Annotated in this window: 32 protein-coding genes; 21 read left to right on the forward strand and 11 right to left on the reverse strand. The window is 57.9% G+C overall.

The window, feature by feature from the left end:
• Positions 1 to 682: VOC family protein (locus D8U71_RS00390; protein ID WP_177434869.1), on the reverse strand; the 682-nt coding region annotated here is incomplete at its 3' end.
• Positions 683 to 1,033: 351 nt separating this feature from the next.
• Between D8U71_RS00390 and D8U71_RS00395 the strand changes: the two genes are divergently transcribed.
• Together D8U71_RS00395 and D8U71_RS00400 are read left to right on the forward strand one after the other, a co-directional pair.
• The gene (locus tag D8U71_RS00395; protein WP_125927573.1) at positions 1,034 to 2,569 is read left to right on the forward strand and encodes an EAL domain-containing protein; all 1,536 of its coding nucleotides are present in this window, start codon (positions 1,034 to 1,036) and stop codon (positions 2,567 to 2,569) included.
• Positions 2,570 to 2,796: 227 nt separating this feature from the next.
• The gene (locus tag D8U71_RS00400; RefSeq protein WP_016774912.1) at positions 2,797 to 3,162 is read left to right on the forward strand and encodes a histone-like nucleoid-structuring protein, MvaT/MvaU family; all 366 of its coding nucleotides are present in this window, start codon (positions 2,797 to 2,799) and stop codon (positions 3,160 to 3,162) included.
• A 215-nt stretch (positions 3,163 to 3,377) separates the two neighbouring features.
• On the opposite strand, the gene D8U71_RS00405 is transcribed toward D8U71_RS00400, so the two are convergent.
• Positions 3,378 to 3,896 carry a DUF4946 domain-containing protein gene (locus D8U71_RS00405; RefSeq protein ID WP_125927572.1) on the reverse strand — a complete coding sequence of 173 codons (519 nt, stop codon included), beginning with the start codon at positions 3,894 to 3,896 and terminating at the stop codon, positions 3,378 to 3,380.
• A 138-nt stretch (positions 3,897 to 4,034) separates the two neighbouring features.
• On the opposite strand from D8U71_RS00405, the gene gloA reads away from it, so the two are divergent.
• A complete protein-coding gene (gloA, locus tag D8U71_RS00410) occupies positions 4,035 to 4,556 on the forward strand; it encodes a lactoylglutathione lyase (RefSeq protein ID WP_125927571.1) in 522 nt (173 codons plus the stop codon).
• A 252-nt stretch (positions 4,557 to 4,808) separates the two neighbouring features.
• Here the strand turns inward: gloA and ahpF are convergent, their stop codons facing one another.
• The 3 genes from ahpF to D8U71_RS00425 all read right to left on the reverse strand — a co-directional run bounded on the left by ahpF (position 4,809) and on the right by D8U71_RS00425 (position 8,136).
• A complete protein-coding gene (gene ahpF / locus D8U71_RS00415) occupies positions 4,809 to 6,371 on the reverse strand; it encodes an alkyl hydroperoxide reductase subunit F (protein WP_130886931.1) in 1,563 nt (520 codons plus the stop codon).
• A 124-nt stretch (positions 6,372 to 6,495) separates the two neighbouring features.
• Positions 6,496 to 7,059, reverse strand: a complete 564-nt coding sequence (gene ahpC / locus D8U71_RS00420; protein WP_016774916.1) for an alkyl hydroperoxide reductase subunit C — start codon at positions 7,057 to 7,059, stop codon at positions 6,496 to 6,498.
• A 138-nt stretch (positions 7,060 to 7,197) separates the two neighbouring features.
• On the reverse strand, positions 7,198 to 8,136 hold the full coding sequence (locus D8U71_RS00425; RefSeq protein ID WP_130886932.1) for a site-specific integrase: 939 nt from the start codon (positions 8,134 to 8,136) through the stop codon (positions 7,198 to 7,200).
• Between the two features lie 177 nt (positions 8,137 to 8,313).
• On the opposite strand from D8U71_RS00425, the gene D8U71_RS00430 reads away from it, so the two are divergent.
• The gene (locus tag D8U71_RS00430) at positions 8,314 to 9,330 is read left to right on the forward strand and encodes a DNA-binding protein (RefSeq protein ID WP_130886933.1); all 1,017 of its coding nucleotides are present in this window, start codon (positions 8,314 to 8,316) and stop codon (positions 9,328 to 9,330) included.
• Here the strand turns inward: D8U71_RS00430 and gorA are convergent.
• Both gorA and galU read right to left on the reverse strand, forming a co-directional pair.
• On the reverse strand, positions 9,327 to 10,685 hold the full coding sequence (gene gorA / locus D8U71_RS00435) for a glutathione-disulfide reductase (RefSeq protein WP_130886934.1): 1,359 nt from the start codon (positions 10,683 to 10,685) through the stop codon (positions 9,327 to 9,329). The genes D8U71_RS00430 and gorA overlap by 4 nt on opposite strands.
• A gap of 129 nt (positions 10,686 to 10,814) precedes the next feature.
• The gene (gene galU / locus D8U71_RS00440; protein ID WP_024013124.1) at positions 10,815 to 11,654 is read right to left on the reverse strand and encodes a UTP--glucose-1-phosphate uridylyltransferase GalU; all 840 of its coding nucleotides are present in this window, start codon (positions 11,652 to 11,654) and stop codon (positions 10,815 to 10,817) included.
• A gap of 258 nt (positions 11,655 to 11,912) precedes the next feature.
• On the opposite strand from galU, the gene D8U71_RS00445 reads away from it, so the two are divergent.
• Both D8U71_RS00445 and D8U71_RS00450 read left to right on the forward strand, forming a co-directional pair.
• Complete coding sequence (locus D8U71_RS00445) at positions 11,913 to 12,098, forward strand: hypothetical protein (RefSeq protein ID WP_016774922.1); 186 nt, start codon at positions 11,913 to 11,915, stop codon at positions 12,096 to 12,098.
• Between the two features lie 140 nt (positions 12,099 to 12,238).
• Positions 12,239 to 12,526: a hypothetical protein gene (locus tag D8U71_RS00450; RefSeq protein ID WP_071172599.1), complete on the forward strand. Its 288-nt coding sequence runs from the start codon at positions 12,239 to 12,241 to the stop codon at positions 12,524 to 12,526.
• A 3-nt stretch (positions 12,527 to 12,529) separates the two neighbouring features.
• On the opposite strand, the gene D8U71_RS00455 is transcribed toward D8U71_RS00450, so the two are convergent.
• Together D8U71_RS00455 and D8U71_RS00460 are read right to left on the reverse strand one after the other, a co-directional pair.
• The gene (locus D8U71_RS00455; protein ID WP_016774924.1) at positions 12,530 to 12,760 is read right to left on the reverse strand and encodes a hypothetical protein; all 231 of its coding nucleotides are present in this window, start codon (positions 12,758 to 12,760) and stop codon (positions 12,530 to 12,532) included.
• A gap of 72 nt (positions 12,761 to 12,832) precedes the next feature.
• Positions 12,833 to 13,189: a hypothetical protein gene (locus D8U71_RS00460; protein WP_016774925.1), complete on the reverse strand. Its 357-nt coding sequence runs from the start codon at positions 13,187 to 13,189 to the stop codon at positions 12,833 to 12,835.
• Positions 13,190 to 13,399: 210 nt separating this feature from the next.
• Between D8U71_RS00460 and D8U71_RS00465 the strand changes: the two genes are divergently transcribed.
• From D8U71_RS00465 to ada, 4 genes are all read left to right on the forward strand, one after another.
• Positions 13,400 to 13,702, forward strand: a complete 303-nt coding sequence (locus tag D8U71_RS00465) for a DUF1883 domain-containing protein (protein WP_007912251.1) — start codon at positions 13,400 to 13,402, stop codon at positions 13,700 to 13,702.
• 28 nt (positions 13,703 to 13,730) lie between these two features.
• On the forward strand, positions 13,731 to 13,901 hold the full coding sequence (locus tag D8U71_RS28270) for a hypothetical protein (protein ID WP_024013125.1): 171 nt from the start codon (positions 13,731 to 13,733) through the stop codon (positions 13,899 to 13,901).
• Between the two features lie 8 nt (positions 13,902 to 13,909).
• Entirely contained in the window at positions 13,910 to 14,581 is a 672-nt protein-coding gene (gene alkB / locus D8U71_RS00470; RefSeq protein ID WP_130886935.1) for a DNA oxidative demethylase AlkB, read from the forward strand.
• Between the two features lie 80 nt (positions 14,582 to 14,661).
• On the forward strand, positions 14,662 to 15,723 hold the full coding sequence (gene ada / locus D8U71_RS00475) for a bifunctional DNA-binding transcriptional regulator/O6-methylguanine-DNA methyltransferase Ada (RefSeq protein ID WP_130886936.1): 1,062 nt from the start codon (positions 14,662 to 14,664) through the stop codon (positions 15,721 to 15,723).
• On the opposite strand, the gene D8U71_RS00480 is transcribed toward ada, so the two are convergent.
• Positions 15,713 to 16,696: an MDR family oxidoreductase gene (locus D8U71_RS00480; protein WP_130886937.1), complete on the reverse strand. Its 984-nt coding sequence runs from the start codon at positions 16,694 to 16,696 to the stop codon at positions 15,713 to 15,715. The two genes, ada and D8U71_RS00480, sit on opposite strands and share 11 nt — an antisense overlap.
• 207 nt (positions 16,697 to 16,903) lie before the next feature.
• Between D8U71_RS00480 and D8U71_RS00485 the strand changes: the two genes are divergently transcribed.
• The 6 genes from D8U71_RS00485 to D8U71_RS00510 all read left to right on the forward strand — a co-directional run bounded on the left by D8U71_RS00485 (position 16,904) and on the right by D8U71_RS00510 (position 22,126).
• Entirely contained in the window at positions 16,904 to 17,968 is a 1,065-nt protein-coding gene (locus tag D8U71_RS00485; RefSeq protein WP_130886938.1) for a nitronate monooxygenase family protein, read from the forward strand.
• 133 nt (positions 17,969 to 18,101) lie between these two features.
• A complete protein-coding gene (modA, locus tag D8U71_RS00490; RefSeq protein WP_130886939.1) occupies positions 18,102 to 18,869 on the forward strand; it encodes a molybdate ABC transporter substrate-binding protein in 768 nt (255 codons plus the stop codon).
• A complete protein-coding gene (gene modB / locus D8U71_RS00495) occupies positions 18,870 to 19,550 on the forward strand; it encodes a molybdate ABC transporter permease subunit (protein WP_130886940.1) in 681 nt (226 codons plus the stop codon).
• 3 nt (positions 19,551 to 19,553) lie between these two features.
• The gene (gene modC / locus D8U71_RS00500; protein WP_130886941.1) at positions 19,554 to 20,633 is read left to right on the forward strand and encodes a molybdenum ABC transporter ATP-binding protein; all 1,080 of its coding nucleotides are present in this window, start codon (positions 19,554 to 19,556) and stop codon (positions 20,631 to 20,633) included.
• 71 nt (positions 20,634 to 20,704) lie between these two features.
• Positions 20,705 to 21,742, forward strand: coding sequence for a DNA topoisomerase IB (locus D8U71_RS00505; RefSeq protein WP_130886942.1), 1,038 nt, complete (start codon positions 20,705 to 20,707; stop codon positions 21,740 to 21,742).
• A 153-nt stretch (positions 21,743 to 21,895) separates the two neighbouring features.
• On the forward strand, positions 21,896 to 22,126 hold the full coding sequence (locus D8U71_RS00510) for a hypothetical protein (protein ID WP_016774936.1): 231 nt from the start codon (positions 21,896 to 21,898) through the stop codon (positions 22,124 to 22,126).
• A gap of 67 nt (positions 22,127 to 22,193) precedes the next feature.
• Here the strand turns inward: D8U71_RS00510 and D8U71_RS00515 are convergent, their stop codons facing one another.
• Positions 22,194 to 22,361 (reverse strand): general stress protein, encoded by a 168-nt coding sequence (locus D8U71_RS00515; protein WP_125927559.1) that lies wholly within the window; start codon positions 22,359 to 22,361, stop codon positions 22,194 to 22,196.
• A gap of 328 nt (positions 22,362 to 22,689) precedes the next feature.
• Between D8U71_RS00515 and D8U71_RS00520 the strand changes: the two genes are divergently transcribed.
• The 5 genes from D8U71_RS00520 to D8U71_RS00540 all read left to right on the forward strand — a co-directional run bounded on the left by D8U71_RS00520 (position 22,690) and on the right by D8U71_RS00540 (position 25,049).
• The gene (locus tag D8U71_RS00520; protein ID WP_016774938.1) at positions 22,690 to 22,866 is read left to right on the forward strand and encodes a general stress protein; all 177 of its coding nucleotides are present in this window, start codon (positions 22,690 to 22,692) and stop codon (positions 22,864 to 22,866) included.
• A gap of 470 nt (positions 22,867 to 23,336) precedes the next feature.
• Positions 23,337 to 23,687: a general stress protein gene (locus tag D8U71_RS00525; protein WP_130886959.1), complete on the forward strand. Its 351-nt coding sequence runs from the start codon at positions 23,337 to 23,339 to the stop codon at positions 23,685 to 23,687.
• Between the two features lie 97 nt (positions 23,688 to 23,784).
• Complete coding sequence (locus tag D8U71_RS00530) at positions 23,785 to 24,336, forward strand: ATP-dependent Clp protease proteolytic subunit (protein ID WP_016774940.1); 552 nt, start codon at positions 23,785 to 23,787, stop codon at positions 24,334 to 24,336.
• 207 nt (positions 24,337 to 24,543) lie between these two features.
• Positions 24,544 to 24,801: a DUF6555 family protein gene (locus D8U71_RS00535; protein ID WP_016774941.1), complete on the forward strand. Its 258-nt coding sequence runs from the start codon at positions 24,544 to 24,546 to the stop codon at positions 24,799 to 24,801.
• A complete protein-coding gene (locus D8U71_RS00540) occupies positions 24,798 to 25,049 on the forward strand; it encodes a hypothetical protein (RefSeq protein WP_024013135.1) in 252 nt (83 codons plus the stop codon). Before D8U71_RS00535 ends, D8U71_RS00540 begins: the two co-directional genes overlap by 4 nt.
• The last annotated feature ends 7 nt before the right edge of the window (positions 25,050 to 25,056 follow it).

Below are 25,056 nucleotides of genomic sequence, written 5' to 3' on the forward strand. Positions count from 1 at the left end.
CGATCTGCCCGGCGCCCTTGGACGACTCTTCGTTGAGCGGGATGCGGATCATGCCATCCGGTGCGGTCATGGCTTTCGAAGTCAGACCGGTGTACTCGCCTTTGATGTCGAAGTAACGGATTTCACGGAAGTTGAACAGCTTCTCGTAGAAGTTCGCCCAGTACGCCATGCGACCGCGATAAACGTTGTGGGTCAGGTGATCGATAATCTTCAGGCCGGCGCCAACCGGGTTGCGATCAACACCTTCGATAAACACGAAGTCGATGTCGTAGATCGAGCTGCCTTCGCCGAAACGGTCGATCAGATACAGCGGCGCGCCGCCGATGCCTTTGATCGCCGGCAGGTTAAGCTCCATCGGACCGGTTTCGATGTGGATCGGCTGAGCGCCGAGTTCGAGTGCGCGGGAATAGGCCTTCTGCGAATCCTTCACGCGAAACGCCATGCCGCAAACGGACGGGCCGTGTTCGGCGGCGAAGTACGAGGCGACGCTGTTGGGTTCGTTATTGAGGATCAGGTTGATCGCGCCCTGACGATAGAGGTGCACGTTCTTGGAACGGTGGGTCGCGACTTTGGTGAAGCCCATGATCTCGAAGATCGGCTCCAGCGTGCCGGGAGTCGGCGCTGCGAACTCGATGAACTCAAAGCCCATCAGGCCCATTGGGTTTTCGTATAAATCTGCCATGGTGACGCCTCATCATTTCTTATCAATTAACCAGGGTTATTTGTCAGGAAAGTGATGTAGAGGGAGGCGCACAGGAGATGCCACGCACGCTGCGCGCGAGGAAGTCTCCGTAGATCAGTTGGAACCCGAATATCTTCATTGTCGACCCAAGGCTCTTGCGGGCGAGGCTTCTGCTGCCAGAAGACGATTATTATTGTATGCGTAAATCGATTCTACACAGCGTAACGGGACCTGTCTGCCCTCTGTATAAAATCCGCTTTTTTTCGTACGGCGCAAGAGCCATCTGCGATCTATTCTCCCCTCTGGCTCAATTGTTTATCGGGTCGGATTTCTAAACCACAGGATGTGTCCATGCCGCTGACCCGTCGAACCCGCCGCAAACGCAGGACCCGAATCGCCGTGACTGTGCTCAGCGGTCTGCTGCCGATCGTGCTGGGCAGTGGGATTCTTTATATGCAGGCAGAACGCACACTGCAGCAAAGTGCCGGGGAAACGGCCGAACAAGCGCTGCGACAGTTCGATCTAATGCTCGATAACACGGCAGAAGCCGCTCGGGTCCTGCTGCCGCTTGCCGGGAAAAATTGCGAAGAGGTGAAACTGGCCCTGCGCGAACAAGTGACCCGCCGCCCCTTCGTGCGCTCGACCAATCTGGTCTGGGACAACAATCTCTACTGCAGCTCACTCTTCGGGGCGTTCCAGGAAGCCGTCAATGCCGGGGACTATCATCAAGGCAAACTGTGGTTGATGAACGGCAATCCGGTGACGCCTGATACGGCATTGTTGATCTACCGTATCAGCGACGGTCGCGGTGGCGCATTGACCACTCTGGATGGCTATCACTTGAGCAACATCCTGCGCCTGATCGGCCGCCAGACATTACTGACGTTGCAAGTGGGCGATAACTGGCTGTCCGCCGACGGCAAAGTTCATCAGGGATCACTGCCTGCCCCGCCGGTCGCGCACAGCCTGCTGGAATCCGAGCGTTACGGCTTCAAAGTGTCGGCGGGTTTCCCCAAGGGCGAAGTCCGGCGCTACATGGCGGCTGAATACCCTCCGCTGTTCAGTCTGTTGATTTTCTTCGGTGCAATTTCCGGTGCCATTGGCCACTTCGTTCAGAAGCGATCGACCTCGCCCAGCCACGAAATGATGCGCGCACTCGAGGCCGGGGAATTCATTCCGTACTTCCAGCCCGTGGTTCACGGCGACAGCAAGCGATGGTCGGGTGCCGAAGTGCTGATGCGCTGGAATCACCCGAAAGAGGGGCTGGTACGCCCGGATCTGTTCATTCCATTTGCCGAGCACTCAGGCCTGATCGTGCCGATGACCCGCGCTCTGATGCAACAGACTGCGGCCCTGCTGGGACCACCTTCTGTGAACTTCGCCAAGCCTTTCCATATCGGCATCAACATCAGCGCCAGCCACTGCCAGGATCTGGAACTGGTCGAGGATTGTCGTGACCTCCTGGCGGCATTTGCGCCAGGCAGCGTCGAACTGGTGCTGGAATTGACGGAGCGCGAACTGATCGAGCCGAGCGACATCACGCTTCAGTTGTTTGAGCAATTGCATGCACTGGGAGTAAAAATCGCGATCGACGACTTTGGTACCGGACACTCGAGCCTTGGTTATCTGCGCACCTTCAACGTCGACTTTCTAAAGATCGATCAGAGCTTCGTGGCCATGATCGGCGTAGACGCGCTATCGAGGCATATTCTCGACTCCATCATTGAACTGTCGGCCAAACTGGACTTGGGCATTGTTGCCGAAGGTGTCGAAACTCAGGCCCAGGCTGATTACCTGACCGAGCATAACGTTAACTTTTTGCAGGGCTATTTCTACGGTAGACCGATGCCTGGCGCTGATTTCCTCGAAGCATTAACTCATCATTAAATCGCCGACACTGCCCGCCGAACAACTGCACCAAATTGATACAAAAAGTCATTGTTGTTACATGGCGACAACATCAGGATTTACTCTTGTCGCATTAACTACTACAATTTTTTCAACCTGAGCCAGACTGGCAGGTGAGCCAATTATCACCGAGTCGCTTCCAGGCTCTTGGCTTATAGCTTTGTTTGCGGTTGGTATCAGCCAAACACACTATTGGAGTAAAGATATTGTCCAGACTCGCTGAATTTCGCGCAGCTGAAAAGGCCCTTCAGGAACAGCTCAAACAGCTGGAATCGCTGAAGAACGATGCCGGGCTGAAGAAAGAAATCGAATTCGAAGAAAAGCTCCAGGGACTGATGAAAACCTATGGCAAAGGCCTGAAAGACATCATCGCCATCCTTGATCCAAACCCGGCAAAGTCCGGTCTGCAGCAGTCCGCAGCGCCCAAGACCCGCCGCGCTCGCGTGGTCAAGGTTTATCAGAACCCGCACACTGGCGAGCTGATCGAAACCAAGGGCGGCAACCATCGCGGTCTGAAAGCCTGGAAAGAGCAGTACGGTGCAGCCACCGTGGATTCATGGTTGCGCGGTTAATCTGACGCCAACAAAAAGCCCTGCCTGATGCAGGGCTTTTTTATTGACAATATCTAACAAATGAAATGATTTTCATCGAACAAGTTGGAAATTTGTGTAACGCTTCTGAATCATCAGGCTAAACATTTTGCTGCGCCATGTTACCTCGAGCGCTTGATCAAACTATCTGCTTAATCCTTTCCGGTAAGCGAACTGCTGCGAGTTAGTACGAACGTTTATAATTTCAGGCTGTTGCGCGCCGCTTCTATATCGTCGGCGCTCGCCTTATAAACGTCGGCCTGACCGGCATATGAAAGTACGTAAGCCTTGTCTGTTTCCACAGCTGCCACCAACGTTTGTGATAATACGTGTCGACCGTTCTCGGTGACCGTGCAGGTCGTCTCCAGCCCGGACAATGAGCCGAGCGCAGCCGGATGAATTCTGTTGCAGACGCTCTGATAACCACTGCGGAAGAAATCCTTCTGGATCGATTTGCGCATTTCCAGCAGCACGCCTTGCAAATTGACCTGATGCCCCGCCTCCACGTGCGTCATCGTCAACTCCATCACCATCACCTGATTGCCGTCGGCGTCGAGCTTCACCGCCCGTTGCCGCGAGACTGGCGGCGCGGTTTCCGGCAACGCTTCAACCTCCCAGCCCGTCGGCCAAGTGATACTTGGTTCGGCCATTACGGGTAAAACCACAGCCGACGACAAAGCAAAAAAAACAAACACGGATTTCAACAGTCGGATCATTGCCGGACGCACTCATGGATAGAAAGCAAAGTCTGAGCCCCGCCTTCGCGCAGGGCAAGCCCGCCTTGCATTTGGCGATGCCGGCCGGCATGCGTATCATTGCGCCCATTCACTCGCCCATTTGTTACTGGAGGGCCCATGAGCCTCAACGAACTGAACACTTTCCCCGGCGTGACTGCCACGCCAGACAGCGCAACCCGCAACTTCGTGTTCAACCACACCATGCTGCGCGTGAAGGACATCACCAAGTCGCTGGATTTCTACACCCGCGTACTGGGTTTCTCGCTGGTCGAGAAGCGTGATTTCCCGGAAGCCGAGTTCAGCCTGTACTTCCTCGCGCTGGTCGATAAATCACAGATCCCGTCCGACGACGCTGCGCGTACCGAATGGATGAAATCGATCCCGGGCATTCTCGAACTGACCCACAACCACGGCACCGAAAACGATGCCGACTTCGCCTATCACAACGGCAACACCGACCCGCGTGGCTTTGGTCACATTTGCATTTCGGTGCCGGACATCGTCGCAGCGTGTGCACGCTTTGAAGAGCTGGGTTGCGATTTCCAGAAGCGTCTGACCGATGGCCGGATGAAGAGCCTGGCATTTATCAAGGATCCGGATGGTTACTGGGTTGAAATCATTCAGCCTGTGCCGCTGTAAAAGCTGAAAGCCCCTCACCCTAGCCCTCTCCCAGAGGGAGAGGGGACTGATTGCGGGATGTTGGAGAATTACGCCGACTTGAACGATTGGCGGTGAATCCATAATCGACCGGCTCTCTCAGGTCGATGGATGACTTCAGACACCTCGGTCGGCTCCCTCTCCCTCGGGAGAGGGCTGGGGTGAGGGGTGGCTTTCCACGCGCAATAAAAAACCCATGATCGCTCATGGGTTTTTTCGTTTTCGACCTGGCAGTTACGCCGGGGCCGAAGTCCGGATCAAGTGATCGAACGCACTCAGCGAAGCCTTGGCGCCCTCGCCCACTGCGATCACGATCTGCTTGTACGGCACAGTCGTCACGTCACCCGCTGCGAAGATCCCCGAGATCGAAGTCTCGCCACGATTATCGACAATGATCTCGCCACGCGGCGACAGCTCGATGGTGCCCTTCAGCCAATCGGTGTTCGGTAGCAGACCGATCTGCACGAAGATGCCTTCCAGCTCAACCGTACGCAGCTCATCTGTGGTGCGATCCTTGTAACGCAGACCGTTGACCTTCTCGCCATTGCCGGTGACTTCAGTGGTTTGCGCACTGGTGATCACGGTGACGTTCGGCAGGCTGTGCAGCTTGCGTTGCAGCACGGCATCGGCACGCAGTTGCACGTCGAATTCCAGCAACGTTACGTGCGACACGATACCGGCCAGATCGATGGCCGCTTCAACGCCGGAGTTACCGCCGCCGATCACCGCCACGCGCTTGCCTTTGAACAACGGGCCGTCGCAGTGCGGGCAGTACGCCACGCCCTTGTTGCGGTATTCCTGCTCGCCCGGAACGTTCATTTCGCGCCAGCGCGCGCCGGTCGCCAGGATCACGCTCTTGGCTTTCAAAGTTGCACCGCTGGCGAAGTGGACTTCATGCAGCTCACCGTTCTTGCCCGGGATCAGCTTGTCGGCGCGTTGCAGGTTCATGATGTCGACGTCGTACTGCTTGACGTGTTCTTCCAGCGCCGTGGCCAGTTTCGGCCCTTCGGTTTCCTGCACGGAAATGAAGTTCTCGATGGCCATGGTGTCAAGCACCTGACCGCCAAAGCGCTCAGCCGCAACACCGGTGCGGATGCCTTTACGTGCGGCATAAATAGCCGCCGAAGCACCAGCGGGGCCACCACCAACAACCAGCACATCAAAGGCATCCTTGGCGCTGATCTTCTCGGCCTGACGCACGATGGCGCCGGTGTCGAGTTTGGCGAGGATTTCTTCCAGGCCCATGCGGCCCTGGCCGAAGTTTTCACCGTTGAGGTAGATGCTCGGCACGGCCATGATCTTGCGATCGTTGACTTCGTCCTGGAACAGCGCGCCGTCGATGGCGACGTGGCGAATGTTCGGGTTGAGCACGGCCATCAGGTTCAGCGCCTGGACGACGTCCGGGCAGTTCTGGCAAGACAGCGAGAAGTAAGTCTCGAAGCTGAACTCGCCTTTGAGCGAGCGAATCTGCTCGATGACTTCAACACTGGCTTTCGATGGGTGGCCGCCGACTTGCAGCAGGGCCAGCACCAGCGAGGTGAATTCGTGGCCCATTGGAATGCCGGCGAAACGCAGGCTGATGTCGGCTCCCGGGCGGTTGATCGAGAACGATGGCTTGCGGGCATCGTCACCGCTGTCGATCAAGGTAATCTGGCTCGAAAGACTGGCAACGTCTTTCAGCAGGTCCAGCATTTCACGGGATTTCGCACCGTCGTCGAGGGATGCAACGATCTCGATCGGTTGGGTGACCCGTTCCAGGTACGATTTCAACTGGGCTTTAAGATTGGCGTCCAACATACGGGCGATTTCCTTTATTTGAGGCGAAAAAAAGCCCGAGCGAATCTCGCCCGGGCATTTTTATTGGGCGGTGCAGCTAACTTAAGAAGGTGCGGCGTGCCGCCCTGCGTTGCATGTCACAGACTTAGATCTTGCCGACCAGGTCCAGCGACGGAGCCAGAGTGGCCTCGCCTTCTTTCCACTTGGCCGGGCAAACTTCGCCTGGGTGTGCAGCGACGTACTGAGCAGCCTTGATCTTGCGCAGCAGCTCGGAAGCGTCACGGCCAACGCCGCCATCGTTCAGTTCAACGATTTTGATCTGGCCTTCAGGGTTGATCACGAAGGTGCCACGGTCAGCCAGACCAGCTTCTTCGATCAGTACGTCGAAGTTGCGCGAGATGACGTGGGTCGGGTCGCCGATCATGGTGTATTCGATTTTGCCGATGGCTGGCGAAGTGTTGTGCCAGGCAGCGTGAGCAAAGTGGGTGTCGGTCGAAACGCTGTAGATTTCCACGCCCAGCTTCTTGAACTCAGCGTAGTTGTCGGCCAGGTCTTCCAGCTCGGTTGGGCAAACGAAGGTGAAGTCGGCTGGGTAGAAGAACACTACAGACCACTTGCCTTTCAAGTCAGCATCCGAGACTTGAACGAAGTCGCCGTTTTTGAACGCGGTAGCTTTGAACGGTTTTACTTGGCTGTTGATGATAGGCATCGATGACTCTCCGTCAGGGGTTATGAAGTTGATGGGTGGAATCCTACCCACTCACTCGACGGAAGGCTCATTGGCAAACCTGATACTGCTGATTTGTTTTCGCTATTAGCTGACTGTATTAATAGAAGAAAACGATCTCTACGCTTGCTCCGGCTTATCCATAATCCGAGCCATTCCCTGGAATGGGCTGACCTCAACATAGCGCATGGCGGATTTCATGTCCTTCCAGCCGACGTAACTCATCAACGATTTAAGATCCCAGCCGCTTTGATGCGCCCATGTGGCAAAGCCACGCCGCAGTGAATGGCTGGTGTAGTTGGCGGCGGCAATCCCGGCGCGCTGCAAGGCCTGGCGCAGCAGCGGAATGATGCTGTTGGCGTGCAAGCCCTCCTCGCTCAGATTGCCCCACCGATCAATGCTTCGGAAAACTGCGCCGCGTACCAGCGCGGCCTCGGTAACCCAGTCGATGTAAGCCTGCACCGGACACAGCTTGAGCAGCGCTGGGGCCTGATAGGTCTGTCCGAGGTTTTCCCGGTCGCCCTTGCTGCGCGGCAGATACAAAGTGATGCCCTTGCCAGCACTCGCCTGCACATGCTCGATTTGCAAACGGCACAATTCGTCGCTGCGAAAGCCGCGCCAGAAGCCCAACAGAATCAGCGCGCGATCACGATACGCCTTGAGCAAGGTCGGGCGGTCCTGTTCCTGGCGGGCCGTCTGCGCCTCCTGTTCCAAGCAATCGATCACTCGTTGCAGATCCTGCAACTGCAACGGTTCGGCCTGTTTTTCCTGCGCCGGATGCAGTGCACGAATGCCCTTGAACACCTTGCGCACCACTGGCGCCTTCGTCGGATCGGCAAAGCCCTGACTGTTGTGCCACTGCGCCAGCGCCGACAGGCGCAATTTGAGGGTGTTGATCGACAGAACCCCGGCGTGCTCCACCAGATAGCGCGCAACGCTGTCGGCAGTAGCCGGGAGAAATCCGCCCCACGTCACCTCGAAATGCTCGATAGCCATGCGATAGCTGCGGCGAGTGTTGTCCCGGGTGGCGGCTTGCAGATATCGATCGATGTCACTCATGGGCAGTTTTCTCGCTTGTGTACGGGTTCACTCATGCAGGTGCGCATTTTGCCGCCTGACATTGGGTAATACCAGTATATCCCGCGTGTTTTAATTCAAATATTTACCTATATTTTCAGCATGGTACACTGCGTACTTTAGTGGCATGTACCACAGTACGTAACCGTAGGAGTTCACATGGCCCGTGGCGGCATTACCAAAGCACTGGTGCAAATCGCGCGCACAGCGATCCTGGCTCGCGGCGAACACCCAAGCATCGATGCAGTACGCATTGAAATGGGCAACACCGGCTCGAAAACCACGATCCATCGCTACCTGAAAGAACTGGATGACGGCGCACAACCAGCAGAAGCGTCAGCCGAACCGATCGATGATGAGCTGACCGCCCTCGTCTCTCGCCTCGCCCAGCGCCTGAAAGAACAGGCGCAGGAGCCCATCGAGCAAGCCCGCGAACAGTTCGAAGAGCAACGCGAAGCACTGGAAACCGAGCTGAAACAGGTTCGCCAGGCGCTGGAAAAACTCGAGCACGATCACGACATTCAAGGCGCCGCACTGCAACGCGAATCCGAGGCGCTGAGTAACACCCGCTCGATGCTGCAAACCGAACAAACGCGCAACGCCGGTCTCAACCAGGCACTGGCCGATTTTGAATTGCGCTTGCAGGACAAGGACGAGCAGATCCGCTCACTGGAAGAAAAACACTTGCACGCTCGCGATGCGCTGGAGCATTACCGTAACGCCACCAAGGAACAGCGCGAGCAGGAACAGTCCCGCCACGAAGGGCAGCTTCAGCAGATTCAGGCGGAACTGCGTCAAGCTCAGCAGAGTGCACTGGTGCGTCAGGATGAGATCACACAGTTGCACCGTGACAACGAACGCCTGCTTACCGAAAACCGTGGCACCCAGCGCGAGCTGAATCTGGTGCAGGATCAGCTCAAGCAGAGCAATCAGCGGCAGGACCAATTGCTCGAGCAGGCGACGCGCATGGATAGCGAGCGCACCCTCCTCCAGGAACGTCTGCGCGTCGCGACGCTGGAAAGCCAGGCGCTCAAGCAGAGCGTCGACGAACAGACGCAGCTCAATCAGTCATTGGAAAAGGAGTTGCTCAAGGCCCAGGCGAGCCTTGAGGACAGCCAGCGTCTGGCGGCTGCCGTTGCGGCAGCGCCAGACTCGACCAAAGCGAAAGACGCTTAAGCGCTGACCGGCGTGCGCATGGTGACGAACTCTTCGGCGGCCGTCGGGTGCACCCCGATGGTGTCGTCGAAGTCGCGCTTGGTCGCGCCGGCCTTCAAGGCGATCGCCAGACCTTGCACGATCTCGCCAGCGTCCGGGCCGACCATGTGACAGCCAAGCACCTTGTCGGTCTTGGCGTCGACCACCAGCTTCATCAGGGTTTTCTCTTGGCAGTCAGTCAGGGTCAGCTTCATCGGCCGGAAGCGGCTTTCGAAAATCACCACTTCGTGACCACATTCACGCGCTTCTTCTTCGCTCAAACCGACTGTGCCGATGTTCGGCAGGCTGAACACGGCGGTCGGGATCATCTTGTAGTCCACCGGGCGGTATTGCTCCGGCTTGAACAGGCGCCGCGCCACGGCCATGCCTTCGGCGAGCGCAACCGGTGTCAGCTGCACGCGACCAATGACGTCGCCCAGCGCCAGAATCGACGGCTCGGTGGTTTGATACTCGTCGTCGACTTTGATGAAGCCCTTATCATCGAGCTGAACATCGGTATTTTCCAGGCCCAGATTGTCCAGCATCGGACGCCGACCGGTGGCGTAGAACACGCAATCAGCTTCGAGTACACGACCATCCTTGAGCGTCGCTTTCAAGCTACCGTCGGCCTGTTTGTCGATGCGTGCGATGTCGGCATTGAATTGCAGATCGAGGCCGCGCTTGGTCAATTCTTCTTGCAGGTGCTTGCGCACCGCCCCATCGAAACCACGCAGGAACAGATCGCCGCGATACAGCAGCGTGGTGTTGGCGCCGAGGCCATGGAAAATCCCGGCGAACTCGACCGCGATATAACCGCCGCCAACCACCAGCACACGCTTGGGCAGCTCTTTGAGGAAGAACGCCTCGTTCGAACCGATCGCGTGCTCGTGCCCCGGAATTTCGGGAATCTGCGGCCAGCCGCCGGTGGCGATCAGAATGTTCTTTGCCGTGTAGCGCTCGCCATTGACTTCGACCTCGTGCGGCCCGACGATTTTCGCGTGCGCCTCGTGCAGGGTCACGCCGCTGTTGACCAGCAGATTGCGATAAATGCCGTTAAGGCGATTGATCTCGCGATCCTTGTTGGCGATCAGCGTGGCCCAGTCGAAGTTGGCCTCGCCCAGGTTCCAGCCGAAACCGGACGCCTGCTCGAAGTCCTCGGCAAAGTGCGCGCCGTAGACCAGCAGCTTTTTCGGCACGCAACCGACGTTGACACAGGTGCCACCCAGGTAACGGCTCTCGGCCACCGCCACTTTCGCCCCGAAGCCTGCGGCAAACCGCGCAGCTCGCACACCGCCGGAACCGGCACCAATCACATAAAGGTCAAAATCGTAGGCCATTTCTATCTCCTCGGCAGGCCATCAGCATACCCGCAGTCATCCATTGGGCAAGCACTGCCATCCATATAAGGGCGGAAAATGAAAAAGCCACCCGGAGGTGGCTTTCTTTTGCAGACGAGGCAAACGCTATCAGTAAGCTTTGCCAGTCTTGTAGAAGTTTTCGAAGCAGAAGTTGGTCGCGTCGATGTAGCCTTCAGCGCCACCGCAGTCGAAACGCTTGCCCTTGAACTTGTAGGCCATCACGCAGCCGTTCTGGGCCTGCTTCATCAGGGCGTCGGTGATCTGGATTTCGCCGCCCTTGCCTGGCTCGGTCTGTTCGATCAGGTCGAAGATGTCCGGGGTCAGGATGTAGCGACCGATGATCGCCAGGTTCGACGGCGCGTCTTCCGGCTTAGGCTTCTCGACCATGCTGTGTACGCGGTAGATGTCATCGCGGATCATTTCGCCAGCGATTACGCCGTACTTGTTGGTTTCCTGCGGATCGACTTCCTGGATAGCGACGATCGAGCAGCGGAACTGCTTGTACAGCTTGACCATCTGGGTCAGCACGCCGTCGCCATCGATGTTGACGCACAGGTCGTCCGCCAGGACCACGGCGAACGGTTCGTCACCGATCAGCGGGCGGCCAGTCAGGATCGCGTGGCCCAGACCTTTCATTTCGGTCTGACGGGTGTAGGAGAACGAGCACTCGTCCAACAGCTTGCGGATGCCAACCAGGTACTTTTCCTTGTCGGTGCCCTTGATCTGGTTTTCCAGCTCGTAACTGATGTCGAAGTGGTCTTCCAGAGCACGCTTGCCACGGCCAGTGACGATGGAAATCTCAGTCAGGCCCGCGTCCAGTGCTTCTTCAACGCCGTACTGGATCAGTGGCTTGTTTACCACCGGCAGCATTTCTTTAGGCATGGCTTTGGTCGCTGGGAGGAAGCGAGTGCCGTAACCGGCTGCTGGAAACAAGCATTTCTTGATCATATAAGTCCTTGAAAAGGCTGTGTGTACGAGTTTCGAGGCAGTCTAATCAGGCGGCGTGCGCCTTACAATGCCCCGCGCTGGCTAACCGATGCCAACATAGAGAAATATTCGCGCGGATAGTTCCATCCGGGTATTTCAGCGGCGGAATCAGCGTAGCTCAAGATTCGGGCAAACAGGATCACCATACGCTTATCAGCCCCCAATGCGAGCATTTGCCGCTATCATGGCGTCTTTGAACCAGCGAACGAGAATGACCAGATGGCTGCGGTAAAAATCATCAACGGGTATGTGATCGACAAGAAAGACGGCAAGTGGACGCTGACCACCACCAACGGCGAACATATCGCCGGGCCTTTCGACAGCGAGCAGATGGCGACGGATGTAGCCTCGGTGTTCACCGATACACCTGCTTCTTCCAAGCGCCGTGGTAAAGATCAAGACTGATCCTGCCAGCACTTGCGCCAAGCCCTGCCAGAACGCAGGGCTTTTTTGTGCCTTGTTGGCAAACAAGTGGCCAATCGCTATAACCTTTTCATCGCGGCGCTGTCAGAGCAACCAGTCCCCCACTTGAAGATCACGCAACCATGAACCTGAACAAACTGCAGCCGCTTCTCGCGGTATTGGTATTGAGCGGCTGTGCCACTTCGCAGCCCACCTATCTGAACAATGGCGAACAGGGTCTGAGCATCGACTGTTCCGGCGAAGCCAACTCCTGGGCCATGTGCTACGAAAAGGCCGATGCCTCCTGCGCTGGCACCGGTTATCGCATCGTCGGGACCGATGGCACGCCGGCGCCCAAGGAAGATGACAAAACCCTGGGCGTTGACGTTGGCAATTACAAGACCCGCAACGTCGTGGTCGTCTGCAAGTAAGCCTTACATGTGGATTTCGGCGAACTTGATCCCGAGGCCACGGACGACCTCGATCAGATCGTCGAGGCGATTGAAGGACTCGACTTCGTCATTGTCATCCACCAAAAAATAGCTGCGACCTGCACTCTTCTTGAAAAACACGATCCATTCACCGGGATTCGCCGGGTTCTGGATGACATGGGTGGCAGAGATAAGGCCCTCTGCGTGGCGCTCCCGCACATGCTCTCGCTTCATCGCGACTCCATAAATGACAATGCCGCCACAGCAGGACTGTGACGGCATCGGGTGCTGATGTTCGCTAGTCTATCAGCCGGAAATACAGGCGTTCGCGGCTTTCTGTACATCGCGAGGGCGAACCGGCACGTTGGACATGCGCTCATGCAGCTTGATGCTGCTGCCGCCGGCGCGATCCTCGATATCAAACACGGCTGCCGGGCCTGACGAAAGTTTGCCGGGAACGATGACTCGTACACCGTCCTTCTGCGGCTGGACTTGCAACGCACCACGACTGTCAGCGAGCTTGTCGGTCAGACACTGCGCATACTCCTGGGGTTTTTTGCCGGAGATCACGCTCATGGTTGGCAGTGTTTCATTGATTTCGGAAACATTTGCACAACCGGCCATCGCCAGAATCAACGGCACACACACCACACCCCACTTCATATAAATCCTCCGTTAAAGACCGTCCGACAGCACAAATGCCGCTTTTCTCCGGGGCCTTGTGCATTTAACCCGCCTGCCGTGGCGAAGTTCTGTTCAAAATTTGTCAAAGCAACGCCCGACGGCCAGATAATAACCCGTGCGGGCTGATAAACTGCGCCCATCGACAAGCTATCGTTTTGATTTAGTAGAAAAAGCCCTTCTGGAGGCGCCATGAAATTCATTCACCAGCGCGAGCACCTCAACGAAGACGACATCGTCGTCATTCAATGCTCGCAGATGTGCAACATCCGTTTGATGAACGACGCCAACTTCCGCAGCTTCAAAAACGGCGGCCGTCACACCTACCACGGCGGCGCGTTCGACACGTTTCCGGCGCGTATCACCGCGCCGAGCACCGGCTTCTGGAACATCACCATCGACACCGTCAACCGCCGCGCAATCAGCGTCACGCGCAAGCCGACGCTGACCCATTCGATCAAGATCATCCGTCGTTCCAGCACTAAACTGAGCTGAGACGCGCAGCCTATTCTGAAAGGGAAACATGACCGTGGCGCAAAAAACCAAATACGTGATCAAGTACAAACTGGACGGTGAACAGCGTTTCGAGTTCGCCGAACTGGAAACCGGCACTGACGAGGAAGCGAAAGCGGCGCTGAAGAAAATGCACGCTGACGAAGAACTCAGTGAGATCAAAGTCAGCAAAGCGCTGTAACCAACACCATGCACCCAACCACGTTCGACCTGTTCGCCGACAACGAACCCGTGCAGCAACCACGCGCCGAGCAGATCGGCGAGCAATCGTGGGTGCTGCGCGGTTTTGCCTTGTCACGGGTCGAGCAACTGCTGAACGAGCTCGAAGCCATTCTCGCCGCCGCCCCGCTGCGCCACATGGTTACCCCCGGCGGCTTCAGCATGTCGGTTGGCACCAGCAGCTGCGGGCAGCTGGGCTGGATTACCGATCGCAGCGGTTACCGCTATTCCAGCGTCGATCCACTCAGCGGCTTGCCGTGGCCGTCGATGCCGGCGGTGTTTGCCGATCTGGCGCACGAGGCGGCGAAACGCGCCGGCTTCCCGGGTTTTCAGGCCGACTCCTGCCTGATCAACCAATACGTCCCCGGCGCCAAGATGTCGCTGCATCAGGACAAGGACGAAAAGGGCTATGCCGCGCCCATCGTTTCGTTGTCGCTGGGGTTGCCGGCAATGTTTCTGTTCGGCGGTTTCGAACGCAGCGATAAAACCCGGCGCATCCCGCTGCTGCATGGCGACATGGTGGTCTGGGGCGGCGTGGACCGTCTGCGCTATCACGGCGTGCTGCCAATCAAACCCGGCCATCACCCGCTCTTGGGCGAACGGCGCATCAACATCACCTTCCGCGTTGCTGGCGATCAGTAAAAGTTTGACCGCAAGGCGCGGAGTGTCGCGGGTTACGATGCTGGTTAACCTGACTCAAACAGGTCAACGGATTCCCTCTCATGGACACGCTTTCGAAGACGATCAGAACTGAAGACGATCCACGCTGGGCTGCCGTGGTTGCGCGCGATCCGCGTGCGGACGGGCAGTTTGTCTACGCAGTAAAAACCACCGGCGTTTATTGCCGACCGAGCAGCCTTGCGCGCCTGCCCAAACCGCAGAATGTCGAGTTTTTCGACACCGCCGAAATGGCCGAAGCAGCGGGATACCGGGCAAGCAAACGCGCCAGCAAGGACCAGAATGACGCGCAGCACGCGGCGATCATCGCAGCGGCCTGCCGGCAAATCGAAGCGTGCGAGACATTGCCCGCGCTCGACAGCCTCGCGGCGAGCGCCGGCCTCAGCCCTTTTCATTTCCATCGAGTATTCAAAGCTGCGACAGGCCTGACGCCCAAGGCTTACGCCATGGCGAATCGTTCACGCAAGCTGCGTGCGCGCCTGGCGGACGGCGGCTCGGTGACCGACGCGCTGTATGACGCCGGATTTAACTCCAACAGCCGTTTTTACGAATCAGCCGATCAACTGCTGGGCATGAAGCCCACCGATTACCGCGCCGCCGGGCAGAACAACGACATTCGCTTTGCCGTTGGCCAATGCTCGCTTGGGGCGATTCTGGTGGCGCAAAGCGAACGTGGGATCTGCGCGATTCTGCTCGGCGACGATCCGCATCAACTGGTCTGCAACCTGCAGGATCAGTTTCGCAAGGCCAACCTGATCGGCGCCGACCGCGAATTTGAACAGTTGATTGCCAGCGTCGTCGGCTTTGTCGAAGCACCGGCGAAAGGCCTGAACTTGCCGCTGGATATACGCGGCACCGCGTTTCAGGAGCGCGTCTGGCAGGCGCTGCGGGAGATTCCCGCAGGCCGCACCGCCAGTTATGCCGAAATCGCGCAACGTATCGGCGCGCCGACTTCGATGCGTGCGGTGGCCCAGGCTTGCGGGGCCAACCGCCTGGCGGTGGCGATTCCCTGCCACCGCGTGGTACGCAGCGATGGCAACCTTTCCGGCTACCGCTGGGGCGTCGAGCGCAAACGCCAACTGCTTGAGCGCGAACTCAACGATTGACGTCGACCACCACCCTGCCCCGCAGTTTCCCGGCGAGCAGTTTGGGCGCAGCCTCAAGGGCTTCGCTCAAACTGATTTCGTGACTGATCAATTGCAGCAATGAGATATCCAGATCCTTGGCCAGCCGGTCCCAGGCCTCGATACGGCGTGCTTTGGGCTGGGTCACGCTGTTGATTCCAGCCAGCGTCACGCCGCGCAGAATGAACGGCGCTACCGAGGCCAGGAAATCCATGCCTTGCGCCAACCCGCATGCCGCAACCACGCCTTCCGAACGCGTGCTGGCGCAAGCGTTGGCCAATGTATGGCTGCCGACCGAATCGACCACCGCCGCCCAACGCTCCTTCGCCAATGGCTTGCCCGGTTCGGACAAGGTGGCGCGATCGATGATTTCGGCAGCGCCCAATTGCTCCAGATATTCATGCTCGGACACGCGGCCGGTGGATGCCACCACGCGGTATCCCAACTTGCTGAGCAAGGCGATGGCAAAGCTGCCGACCCCGCCGTTGGCGCCAGTGACCAACACTTCACCGTGATCCGGCGTCACGCCATGGCGCTCCAGCGCCAGAATGCACAGCATCGCCGTGTAGCCGGCGGTGCCGATGGCCATGGCTTGCGCCGGGGTGAAAGCTTCGGGCAGTGGAATCAGCCAGTCACCGTTGAGCCGGGCCTTTTGCGCCAGTCCGCCCCAGTGGCTTTCACCGACGCCCCAACCGTTGAGCAGCACCCGATCGCCCGTCTTGAAATCTCCATGCGTACTGGACTCGACGGTCCCCGCTAGGTCGATCCCCGGCACCATGGGAAACTTGCGCACCACCGGGCTGCTGCCGGTAATCGCCAGGCCGTCTTTGAAATTCAGGGTGCTGTACGCGACGTTCACGCTGACATTGCCTTCGGGCAGTTGCTGCTCATCGATTTGCTGCAGGTTGGCGCGATAACCGCTGTCGTCTTTGTCGATCAGAATGGCATTGAACATGACGGCCTCTCGAAAATGATTTGAAACAAGCATGCCTTGAAATAGCACATCGCAACACATTGCCACACTCGACTTTCGCCAAGCCACCCGCACCGACGCTGAAAAACTGCACGTGATGTTCAGAATTTCAGACTGGCCCCGCATCCGGGTTTGCTGTTAAAAAACGCGTGCCGTCCCTGCCCGTTTCATCGTTCGGAGATTTGCTATATGAGCCAGTGGCCAGACACCCGCATCCTTGATCTTCTCGGTATCGAACTGCCGATCATCCAGGGCCCGATGGCCGGTGCGACCAACTCTTCGATGGTGATTGCCGTGTGCAATGCCGGCGGCCTCGGTTCAATGCCGGCAGCGATGCTGAGTAGCGAGCAACTGCGCGAAGAACTGAAGACGATTCGCCAGCACACCACCAAGCCGTTCAACGTCAATTTCTTCTGCCACCAGCCACCGGCGCCAGATGAACAGCGAGCCCGGGACTGGAAAAATCTGCTCGAACCTTACTACCGCGAACTCGGTGCCGATTTCGAGGCGCCGACGCCAGTGTCCAATCGCGCACCGTTTGACGAGGCCGCGTGTGCCGTGCTCGAAGAATTCCGTCCCGAAGTGGTGAGTTTTCATTTCGGGCTGCCGGAGAAAAATCTGCTCGATCGGGTCAAGGCGACCGGGGCGAAAATCCTTTCGTCTGCGACTACGGTCGAAGAAGCGATCTGGCTGGAGCAACACGGCTGCGATGCGATTATCGCCATGGGTTATGAGGCCGGTGGCCATCGCGGGATGTTTCTCAGCGATGATCTGAGCACCCAGGTCGGCACCTTCGCCCTGGTGCCGCAGGTGGTCGACGCGGTGAAAGTGCCGGTGATCGCGGCGGGCGCGATCAGCGATGCGCGGGGTGTTGCAGCGGCGTTGATGCTCGGCGCCTCGGCGGTGCAAGTTGGTACGGCGTACCTGTTCACGCCGGAAGCCAAAGTCAGCGCCTCACACCACAAGGCCCTGCGCACCGCCAAGGAAAGCCAGACCGCCATCACCAACATTTTTACCGGACGCCCGGCACGGGGCATTGTCAATCGGGCGATGCGTGAACTCGGCCCGATGTCAGCGCAGGCGCCGGCCTTCCCCTTGGCTGGCGGTGCGCTGATGCCGCTGCGGGCCAAGGATGACGCCGATTTTGCCAACCTCTGGGCCGGACAGGCGCTCAAGCTCGGCAAGGATATCGGCAGCGCTGAACTGACCCGGCAACTCGCCGAAGGCGCCTTGGCGAAACTCAACCGTCATTGAATTTACGCGGCGAGCGGATTTATTCCCTCGCCACTTGGCGACGTATCGCTATATATTTCCGTATACAGCGATTGCGCCCGTGTATCGGCGTTATCCAAAGCAAAGCATTTACCGCGGATCACGGAGCCTTTACATGACACTTGCTGCCACACGCCTCGCCCCTGTCTGCCTCGCCTCATTCCTAGCATTTTTCAGCATCGGCGCCGCGCAAGCTGACGAAGTGCAAGTGGCGGTCGCCGCCAACTTCACCGCGCCAATCCAAGCCATCGCTGCCGACTTCGAAAAAGACACCGGCCACAAACTGGTCGCCGCTTACGGCGCCACCGGCCAGTTCTACACCCAGATCAAAAACGGTGCGCCCTTCCAAGTGTTCCTCGCTGCTGACGACGCGACCCCGGCAAAGCTTGAGCAGGAAGGCGAAACCGTCAAAGGTTCGCGCTTCACCTACGCCATCGGCACGCTAGCGCTGTGGTCAGCGAAAGAAGACTACGTAGATGCGCAGGGCGCAGTGTTGAAAACCAACCAATACCAACACCTTGCGATCGCCAATCCAAAAGCTGCGCCATACGGTCTCGCCGCCACCCAGGTGCTGGAAAAACTCCAGTTGAGAGAAGCCACGAAAAGCAAAATCGTCGAAGGCCAGAACATCACGCAGGCCTACCAGTTTGTCTCCACCGGCAACGCCGAACTGGGCTTCGTCGCCCTGTCGCAAATCTACAAGGACGGCAAAGTCAGCAGTGGCTCGGCATGGATTGTCCCGGCCGCTCTGCATGATCCGATCAAACAGGACGCGGTGATCTTGAACAAGGGCCGGGACAGCGCCGCTGCCAAGGCGCTGGTCGATTACCTCAAAGGGCCGAAAGCCGCTGCGGTGATCAAATCCTTCGGATATGAACTGTAAATGTCGCTGACCAGTGCCGACTTCGCCGCGATCTGGCTGACCCTGAAACTGGCGTCACTGACCACTGCGATCCTGCTGGTGATCGGCACGCCGATCGCGCTGTGGCTATCGCGCACCTCGTCGTGGTTGCGCGGGCCGATCGGCGCCATCGTTGCCCTGCCGCTGGTGCTGCCGCCGACGGTGATCGGTTTTTATCTGCTGCTGGCGCTGGGGCCGCACGGTTTTCTCGGTCAGTTCACTCAATGGCTGGGGCTGGGCACGTTGACGTTCAGTTTCACCGGGCTGGTCATCGGTTCGGTGATCTACTCCATGCCGTTCGTGGTGCAACCGCTGCAAAACGCTTTCTCGGCGGTTGGCACCCGCCCGCTCGAAGTCGCGGCGACCTTGCGCGCCAATCCCTGGGACACGTTCTTCAGCGTGATCCTGCCGCTGGCGCGCCCCGGCTTCGTCACCGCAGCGATCCTCGGCTTCGCCCACACCGTGGGTGAGTTCGGCGTGGTGCTGATGATCGGCGGCAACATCCCCGACAAGACCCGCGTGGTCTCGGTGCAGATTTACGACCATGTCGAAGCGCTGGAATATGCCCAGGCGCACTGGCTGTCCGCGGCGATGCTGGTGTTTTCGTTTCTGGTGTTGCTGGCGCTGTACTCCAGCCGCAAGACCCGCGCAGGCTGGAGCTGATCGATGATTGATGTACGCCTGAAACGCACTTATCCGGGGTTTGAACTGGATGTCGACCTGCAAGTGCCGGGCCGCGGCGTCACCGCGCTGTTTGGTGATTCCGGCTCGGGCAAAACCACCTGTCTGCGCTGCATCGCCGGGCTGGAGCGCGCCGAGGAGGGTTTTGTGCAGATCAACGACGAGATCTGGCAGGACAGTGCCAAGGGCATTTTCGTCCCGCCGCACAAGCGTGCGCTTGGCTATGTGTTTCAGGAAGCCAGCCTGTTCCCGCATCTTTCGGTGCTGGCCAATCTGGAGTTTGGTCTCAAACGCATCGCCAAGTCGCAACGCCGGGTCGATATGAACCAGGCCACAGAACTGCTCGGTATCAGCCATTTGCTCGAGCGTCATCCACAGCATCTGTCCGGCGGCGAACGACAGCGCGTCGGCATCGCCCGCGCCCTGCTGACCAGCCCGAAACTGTTGCTGATGGACGAACCGCTGGCGGCTCTCGACAGTCGGCGCAAAAGCGAAATCTTGCCGTACCTGCAACGCCTGCATGACGAACTGGATATTCCGCTGCTGTACGTCAGCCATGCGCAGGATGAAGTCGCGCGTCTGGCCGATCATTTGGTATTGCTCCGTGATGGCAAAGCCCTCGCCAGCGGCCCGATCGGCGAGACCCTCGCACGCCTGGATCTGCCCTTGGCAATGGGCGATGACGCCGGGGTAATCATCGAAGGCCAGGTCAGCGCCTACGACGCCACCTATCAATTGCTCAGCCTGCAACTGCCGGCCACTGCAATGAACATTCGCGTCACCCATGCGCCGATGGCCGTGGGCCAGGCTCTGCGCTGCAAAGTGCACGCGCGTGACATCAGCCTGGCGCTGAACAATGATGCAGCCAGCAGCATTCTCAATCGTCTGCCGGTTACGGTGATCAGTGAACAGGCGGCTGACAACAGCGCCCATGTGCTCATCCGTCTCGATGCCGGTGGCACACCGCTGCTGGCGCGGATCACCCGCTTCTCCCGTGATCAATTGGCCGTGCATCCGGGCCAGCGTCTGTGGGCACAGATCAAGGCGGTGGCGGTGCTCGCGTAAATCATTCGGCACGACGGCCGGCGCCTGCGGTCAATCAGTTACAGACTGCCGTATGACCGAAGGAAACCGCCATGCCCGATACCGTGCTGACAGATGCTCTGCCCGCCGATCTGCATTACGTCGATGACACTCAGCCTGGTATCACCCGGAAAAAACTGCGCGGCAAGTTCGTCTATTTCGAACCGTCGGGCCAGCGCATCACCGACCCGGACGAAATCAAACGCATCAATGCCCTCGCGGTACCACCGGCCTACACCGATGTATGGATCTGCGCCGACCCGTGCGGCCATTTGCAGGCCACCGGCCGTGATGCACGCGGGCGTAAACAGTACCGTTATCACGCCCGCTGGCGCGAAGTGCGCGCCGCCGACAAATACTCGCGCCTGCGCGACTTCGGCATGGCCCTGCCCAAACTGCGGCGCAAGCTCGAGGCGCTGCTCGATGAGCCGGGCTTCAGCCGCGACAAGGTCATGGCCACGGTGATTACCTTGCTCGACGCCACGCTGATCCGCGTCGGCAATACTCAATATGCGCGGGACAACCGCTCCTATGGCCTGACCACGTTGCGTAGCCGCCACGTCGAGGTCAACGGCAGCGCGATCCTGTTCCAGTTCCGTGGCAAGAGCGGCATCGAGCACCAGATCACCGTCAAGGATCGTCGCCTGGCGCGAATCATCAAGCGCTGCCTGGAGATCCCCGGGCAGAACCTGTTTCAGTACCTTGATGAAAATGGCGAACGGCACACCGTCACCTCCTCCGACGTCAATGCCTATCTGCAAAAGCTCACCGGCGCGGCGTTCACCGCCAAGGACTATCGCACCTGGGCGGGCAGCGCCCTGGCGTTGTCGGTGCTGCGCGAGTTGCAGCATGAGTCGGAAACCGAAGCCAAGCGCCATGTGGTAGAAGCGGTGAAGAACGTCGCCAAACAGCTGGGCAACACGCCGGCGGTGTGCCGCAAGTGCTACATCCACCCCGCAGTGGTCGAACATTTCATGCTCGGCGCCCTCGCCGAACTGCCCCGTCCGCGCGTGCGCAAAGGCCTGCGCGCCGAGGAAGTAGCCTTGGCGATGTTTCTCGAGCGGATGTGTGAGGTAAGCGAGGCGTCTTGATCTCCAGCGTAACGCTCGCTCCAAAGGTTTCGCCGACGAGTTGAACTGGGTATTTTTTGCACGATCACACAGGTCTTCTATAGTTGATCTGAAGGTTCGCGCCACGCGGACTTTTTGTTGCAACTCAGCCGTTTCAGCGAACGGAGGTGTTTCATGTCCGAAAAAGAGTCCATCACCACCCTCCTCACCCTGCTCGACGCCCGCCAGGCGCGCCTCGCAGCCGCCTGTAAAGAAATTGCCGACTGGGTTGATCATCAGGGCGGGCATCCGACAGCGTTGCGCATTCGCGACCGGCTGCACGACATCGAAAAAGATGCGCCGCTGATTCGCGATACGCTCTCGACGCTCAAACCGATCGACCGGCCGTTGCCACGGTTCAGATAGGCCTCAGCGTAGAGGTCCTCTCTGCATCGGCGCAGAGAGGACGCCGATTGGTACTTTTCCGACCGACTCAGTCGCCCTTGCCCGTACGGCCGCCTCCATGGCTGTGCTGCCCGCCGACGCGTGCCTTCTCGGCCCGATCAACTTTCACGTTGACTGGACTCTCGCCTTTCTTGCCGGCTTCCTTGATTTTCTGTGGGTCTTCAGCGAACGGTTGATCCTTGTGATGATTGTTCATCTCAATGTCCTCAGAATAATTATATACATACACTTAACAGACTCTAGTTTCAGCCGATTACAGTTCAACTTCGCACCGACAAATGGTCAGAAATCCGAAGCGAAGCGGTAACAAGCTTCAACCTCTCTTGCACATCAACCAGCAACTTGAAAAGTTATACGAAGCGGCGCAGAAAACCGCAGGCTGTATAAGTTTCATCACAAAGTTACCGTTCATCGGCCTGAGGAAAAATTTTCAAAACATTTTTCGCCGGCTCGTAATCGGAGTAGATGTCCGGTGCGACAACGGACATAACTAGCGAAACGTTAATTGATATCGGAGAGCTATCATGACCACAGGAAATAAAAATCCAGGTAACTTCGCAAACGATCGTGAAAAGGCATCTGAAGCCGGCAAGAAAGGCGGTCAGTCGTCGGGCGGCAACTTTGCCAATGATCGTGAAAAAGCATCCGAGGCTGGCCGCAAAGGCGGGCAGAACAGCCACGGCGGCGGTCGCAAGTCCTGAGCAAGCGGTACAAGGGCAGCCTCGCTGCCCTTTGAAATCAGCTGATGGAGCGTAATCATGAGAACGGTACCGGCTTTTGCACGAGGCGAAGTGCAACGAAACAAGGGAGCGGAAGTGTATCCCGAAGCAGCGCGCAGTTCGCACGTGACCAGGTCGGACAGTCCGTCGGTGTCACCTTGTGTCGAACGACAGCAAATCAGTCCAAGGCACCGGGAAAGTGTTCAGCAGGAATGTTATGAACGCCGGGAACTTGCAGTAAATTCTGAAAACTCCCGGACACCGGATACAACGCCGACTTATGAGCGCTCCTCTTAGCACAAAGGTCTAACTTGTAGTCACAAGACAAGCCAGACCAACTAAAGCAAACGACATCAGTAAACTTTATGAGCATTTCGCGAACAACGACGGCACGTAGTTTGTGCATCCTTGATTCGCCGAGTGCCTATATAAAGAAAATGAGGAAGTTTGAAATGGCACAAGATAAACAACAAGGCAGCATGTCGGTTAACGAAGCAGGCAAGAAAGGTGGTGATGCCACTTCGGCTTCGCACGATAAAGAGTTCTATCAGGAAATCGGCAGTAAAGGCGGCCAGAACAGTGGCGGCAACTTCAAGAATGATCCTGAGCGCGCCTCCGAAGCCGGGAGCAAAGGTGCCCAGAACAGCGGTGGCAATTTTGCCAACGATCGGGACAGAGCGTCCGAAGCTGGCAGCAAGGGCGGCCAGAGCAGCGGCGGCAACTTTGCCAACGATCGGGAAAAAGCCTCTGACGCTGGACACAAAGGTGGTCAAAACAGCCATGGTGGCGGGCGCAACAGTTGATGCGTCGGGTGCAGGGGAGCGCGGCTCCCCTGCCCACTTTCATTCAAGCGAAATTACAGCTATTGCTTAGGAGTCCTGACCAGCCGAGGGAATCGCCATGCCTGTTCATGTCATCAACTTCACCGGCCCGATCAATGCCTCGACGTGCGGCCAATTGATCGATAAAGCCTCGCTCGCCGTAAAGGAAGATGCACCGCGACTGATCGTCAACATCGCCACCATGGGCGGCGAATGCAGTTACGGTTTCACCATGTATAACTTCCTGCTGGCCCTACCTATTCCGGTGCACACCCACAATTTGGGAACAGTCGAATCGATGGGCAACATTGTCTTTCTGGCCGGCCAGCGCCGCACCGCCTGTACCCACAGCAAATTTCTGTTTCACCCATTTCATTGGCACCTGCAAGGTTCGGTCGATCATTCGCGCATGTCGGAATACGCCATGAGCCTGGATTACGACTTGCACCTCTACGCCCAGATTGTCGCCGAGCGTACGAGCAACGGAAAAAATGCGCTGGAGACAGAGAAATATCTGACAGCAGCGCCGCGCATCATCAATCCTGAAGAAGCCATGCATTCAGGCCTTATCACGGCGATTGAAAACACCGAGGTTCACGCGGACTTTGTCTGCTCCTGCATCTACTCCTGATCGTCCCACTTGATAACGCGTCGTAGCGGGCGCGTTCCTGTCTTAACAGGCGTCAATTCAGCCAAAAATTCCAGACGAACTTGTACAGAATCGATCTGCCGTACAGGCCTGCAAAGCGCCCAACCAGCCGGTCATCACGCCCGTTTCAATTTCTCTGAATTATTCATTTCGCCAGATATCCCTCTTCTTAACAGCCGGAGGAAATGTATGAGCGGAGAGGATTTGTACGTGATTGATTACCTGCTTCACGGGAAGCCCAGGTCATTCGTCATTCGCACAAAAACCATGAACAATGCCGAAGCGTGGCAGTGGGCAAGTTGTGACGCGGGTATCGCGCCCATCCCCCGCCCCGGCCGACCTCCGTTGAAACGTTTTTCCAAACCGATGGCGGAACGCTTTGGCGTGACCGAGGTGCAATGGCGAGAATCAGTACCTCTGGTCTGGGAGGAGGATCACGTGAAATGACAGAACGCACATTGAAATTCGGTTTCGGCCGCTCGTGGGATGACGAGATGGCGGAGAATGCCTCGATGTTCCGCGAGGCCGATCTGCTCGAAGAAGCGGCTTACAGAATCATCGAGAACGACACGGACAATCCTGAAGCCTGGGCCCGTTTCAGCGAAGCCAAGGCTATGGCCGACGCCAAACGAACGGCGGCCTATCAGGACTGGATGCGCATCAAGCGCGCGATGAGCAAGCCGCGCTCGAAATAGCGGACTG

The sequence above is a fragment of the Pseudomonas sp. Sample_21 genome (assembly GCF_004307525.1).
In the GTDB taxonomy this organism is placed as follows: Bacteria; Pseudomonadota; Gammaproteobacteria; order Pseudomonadales; family Pseudomonadaceae; genus Aquipseudomonas; species Aquipseudomonas atacamensis.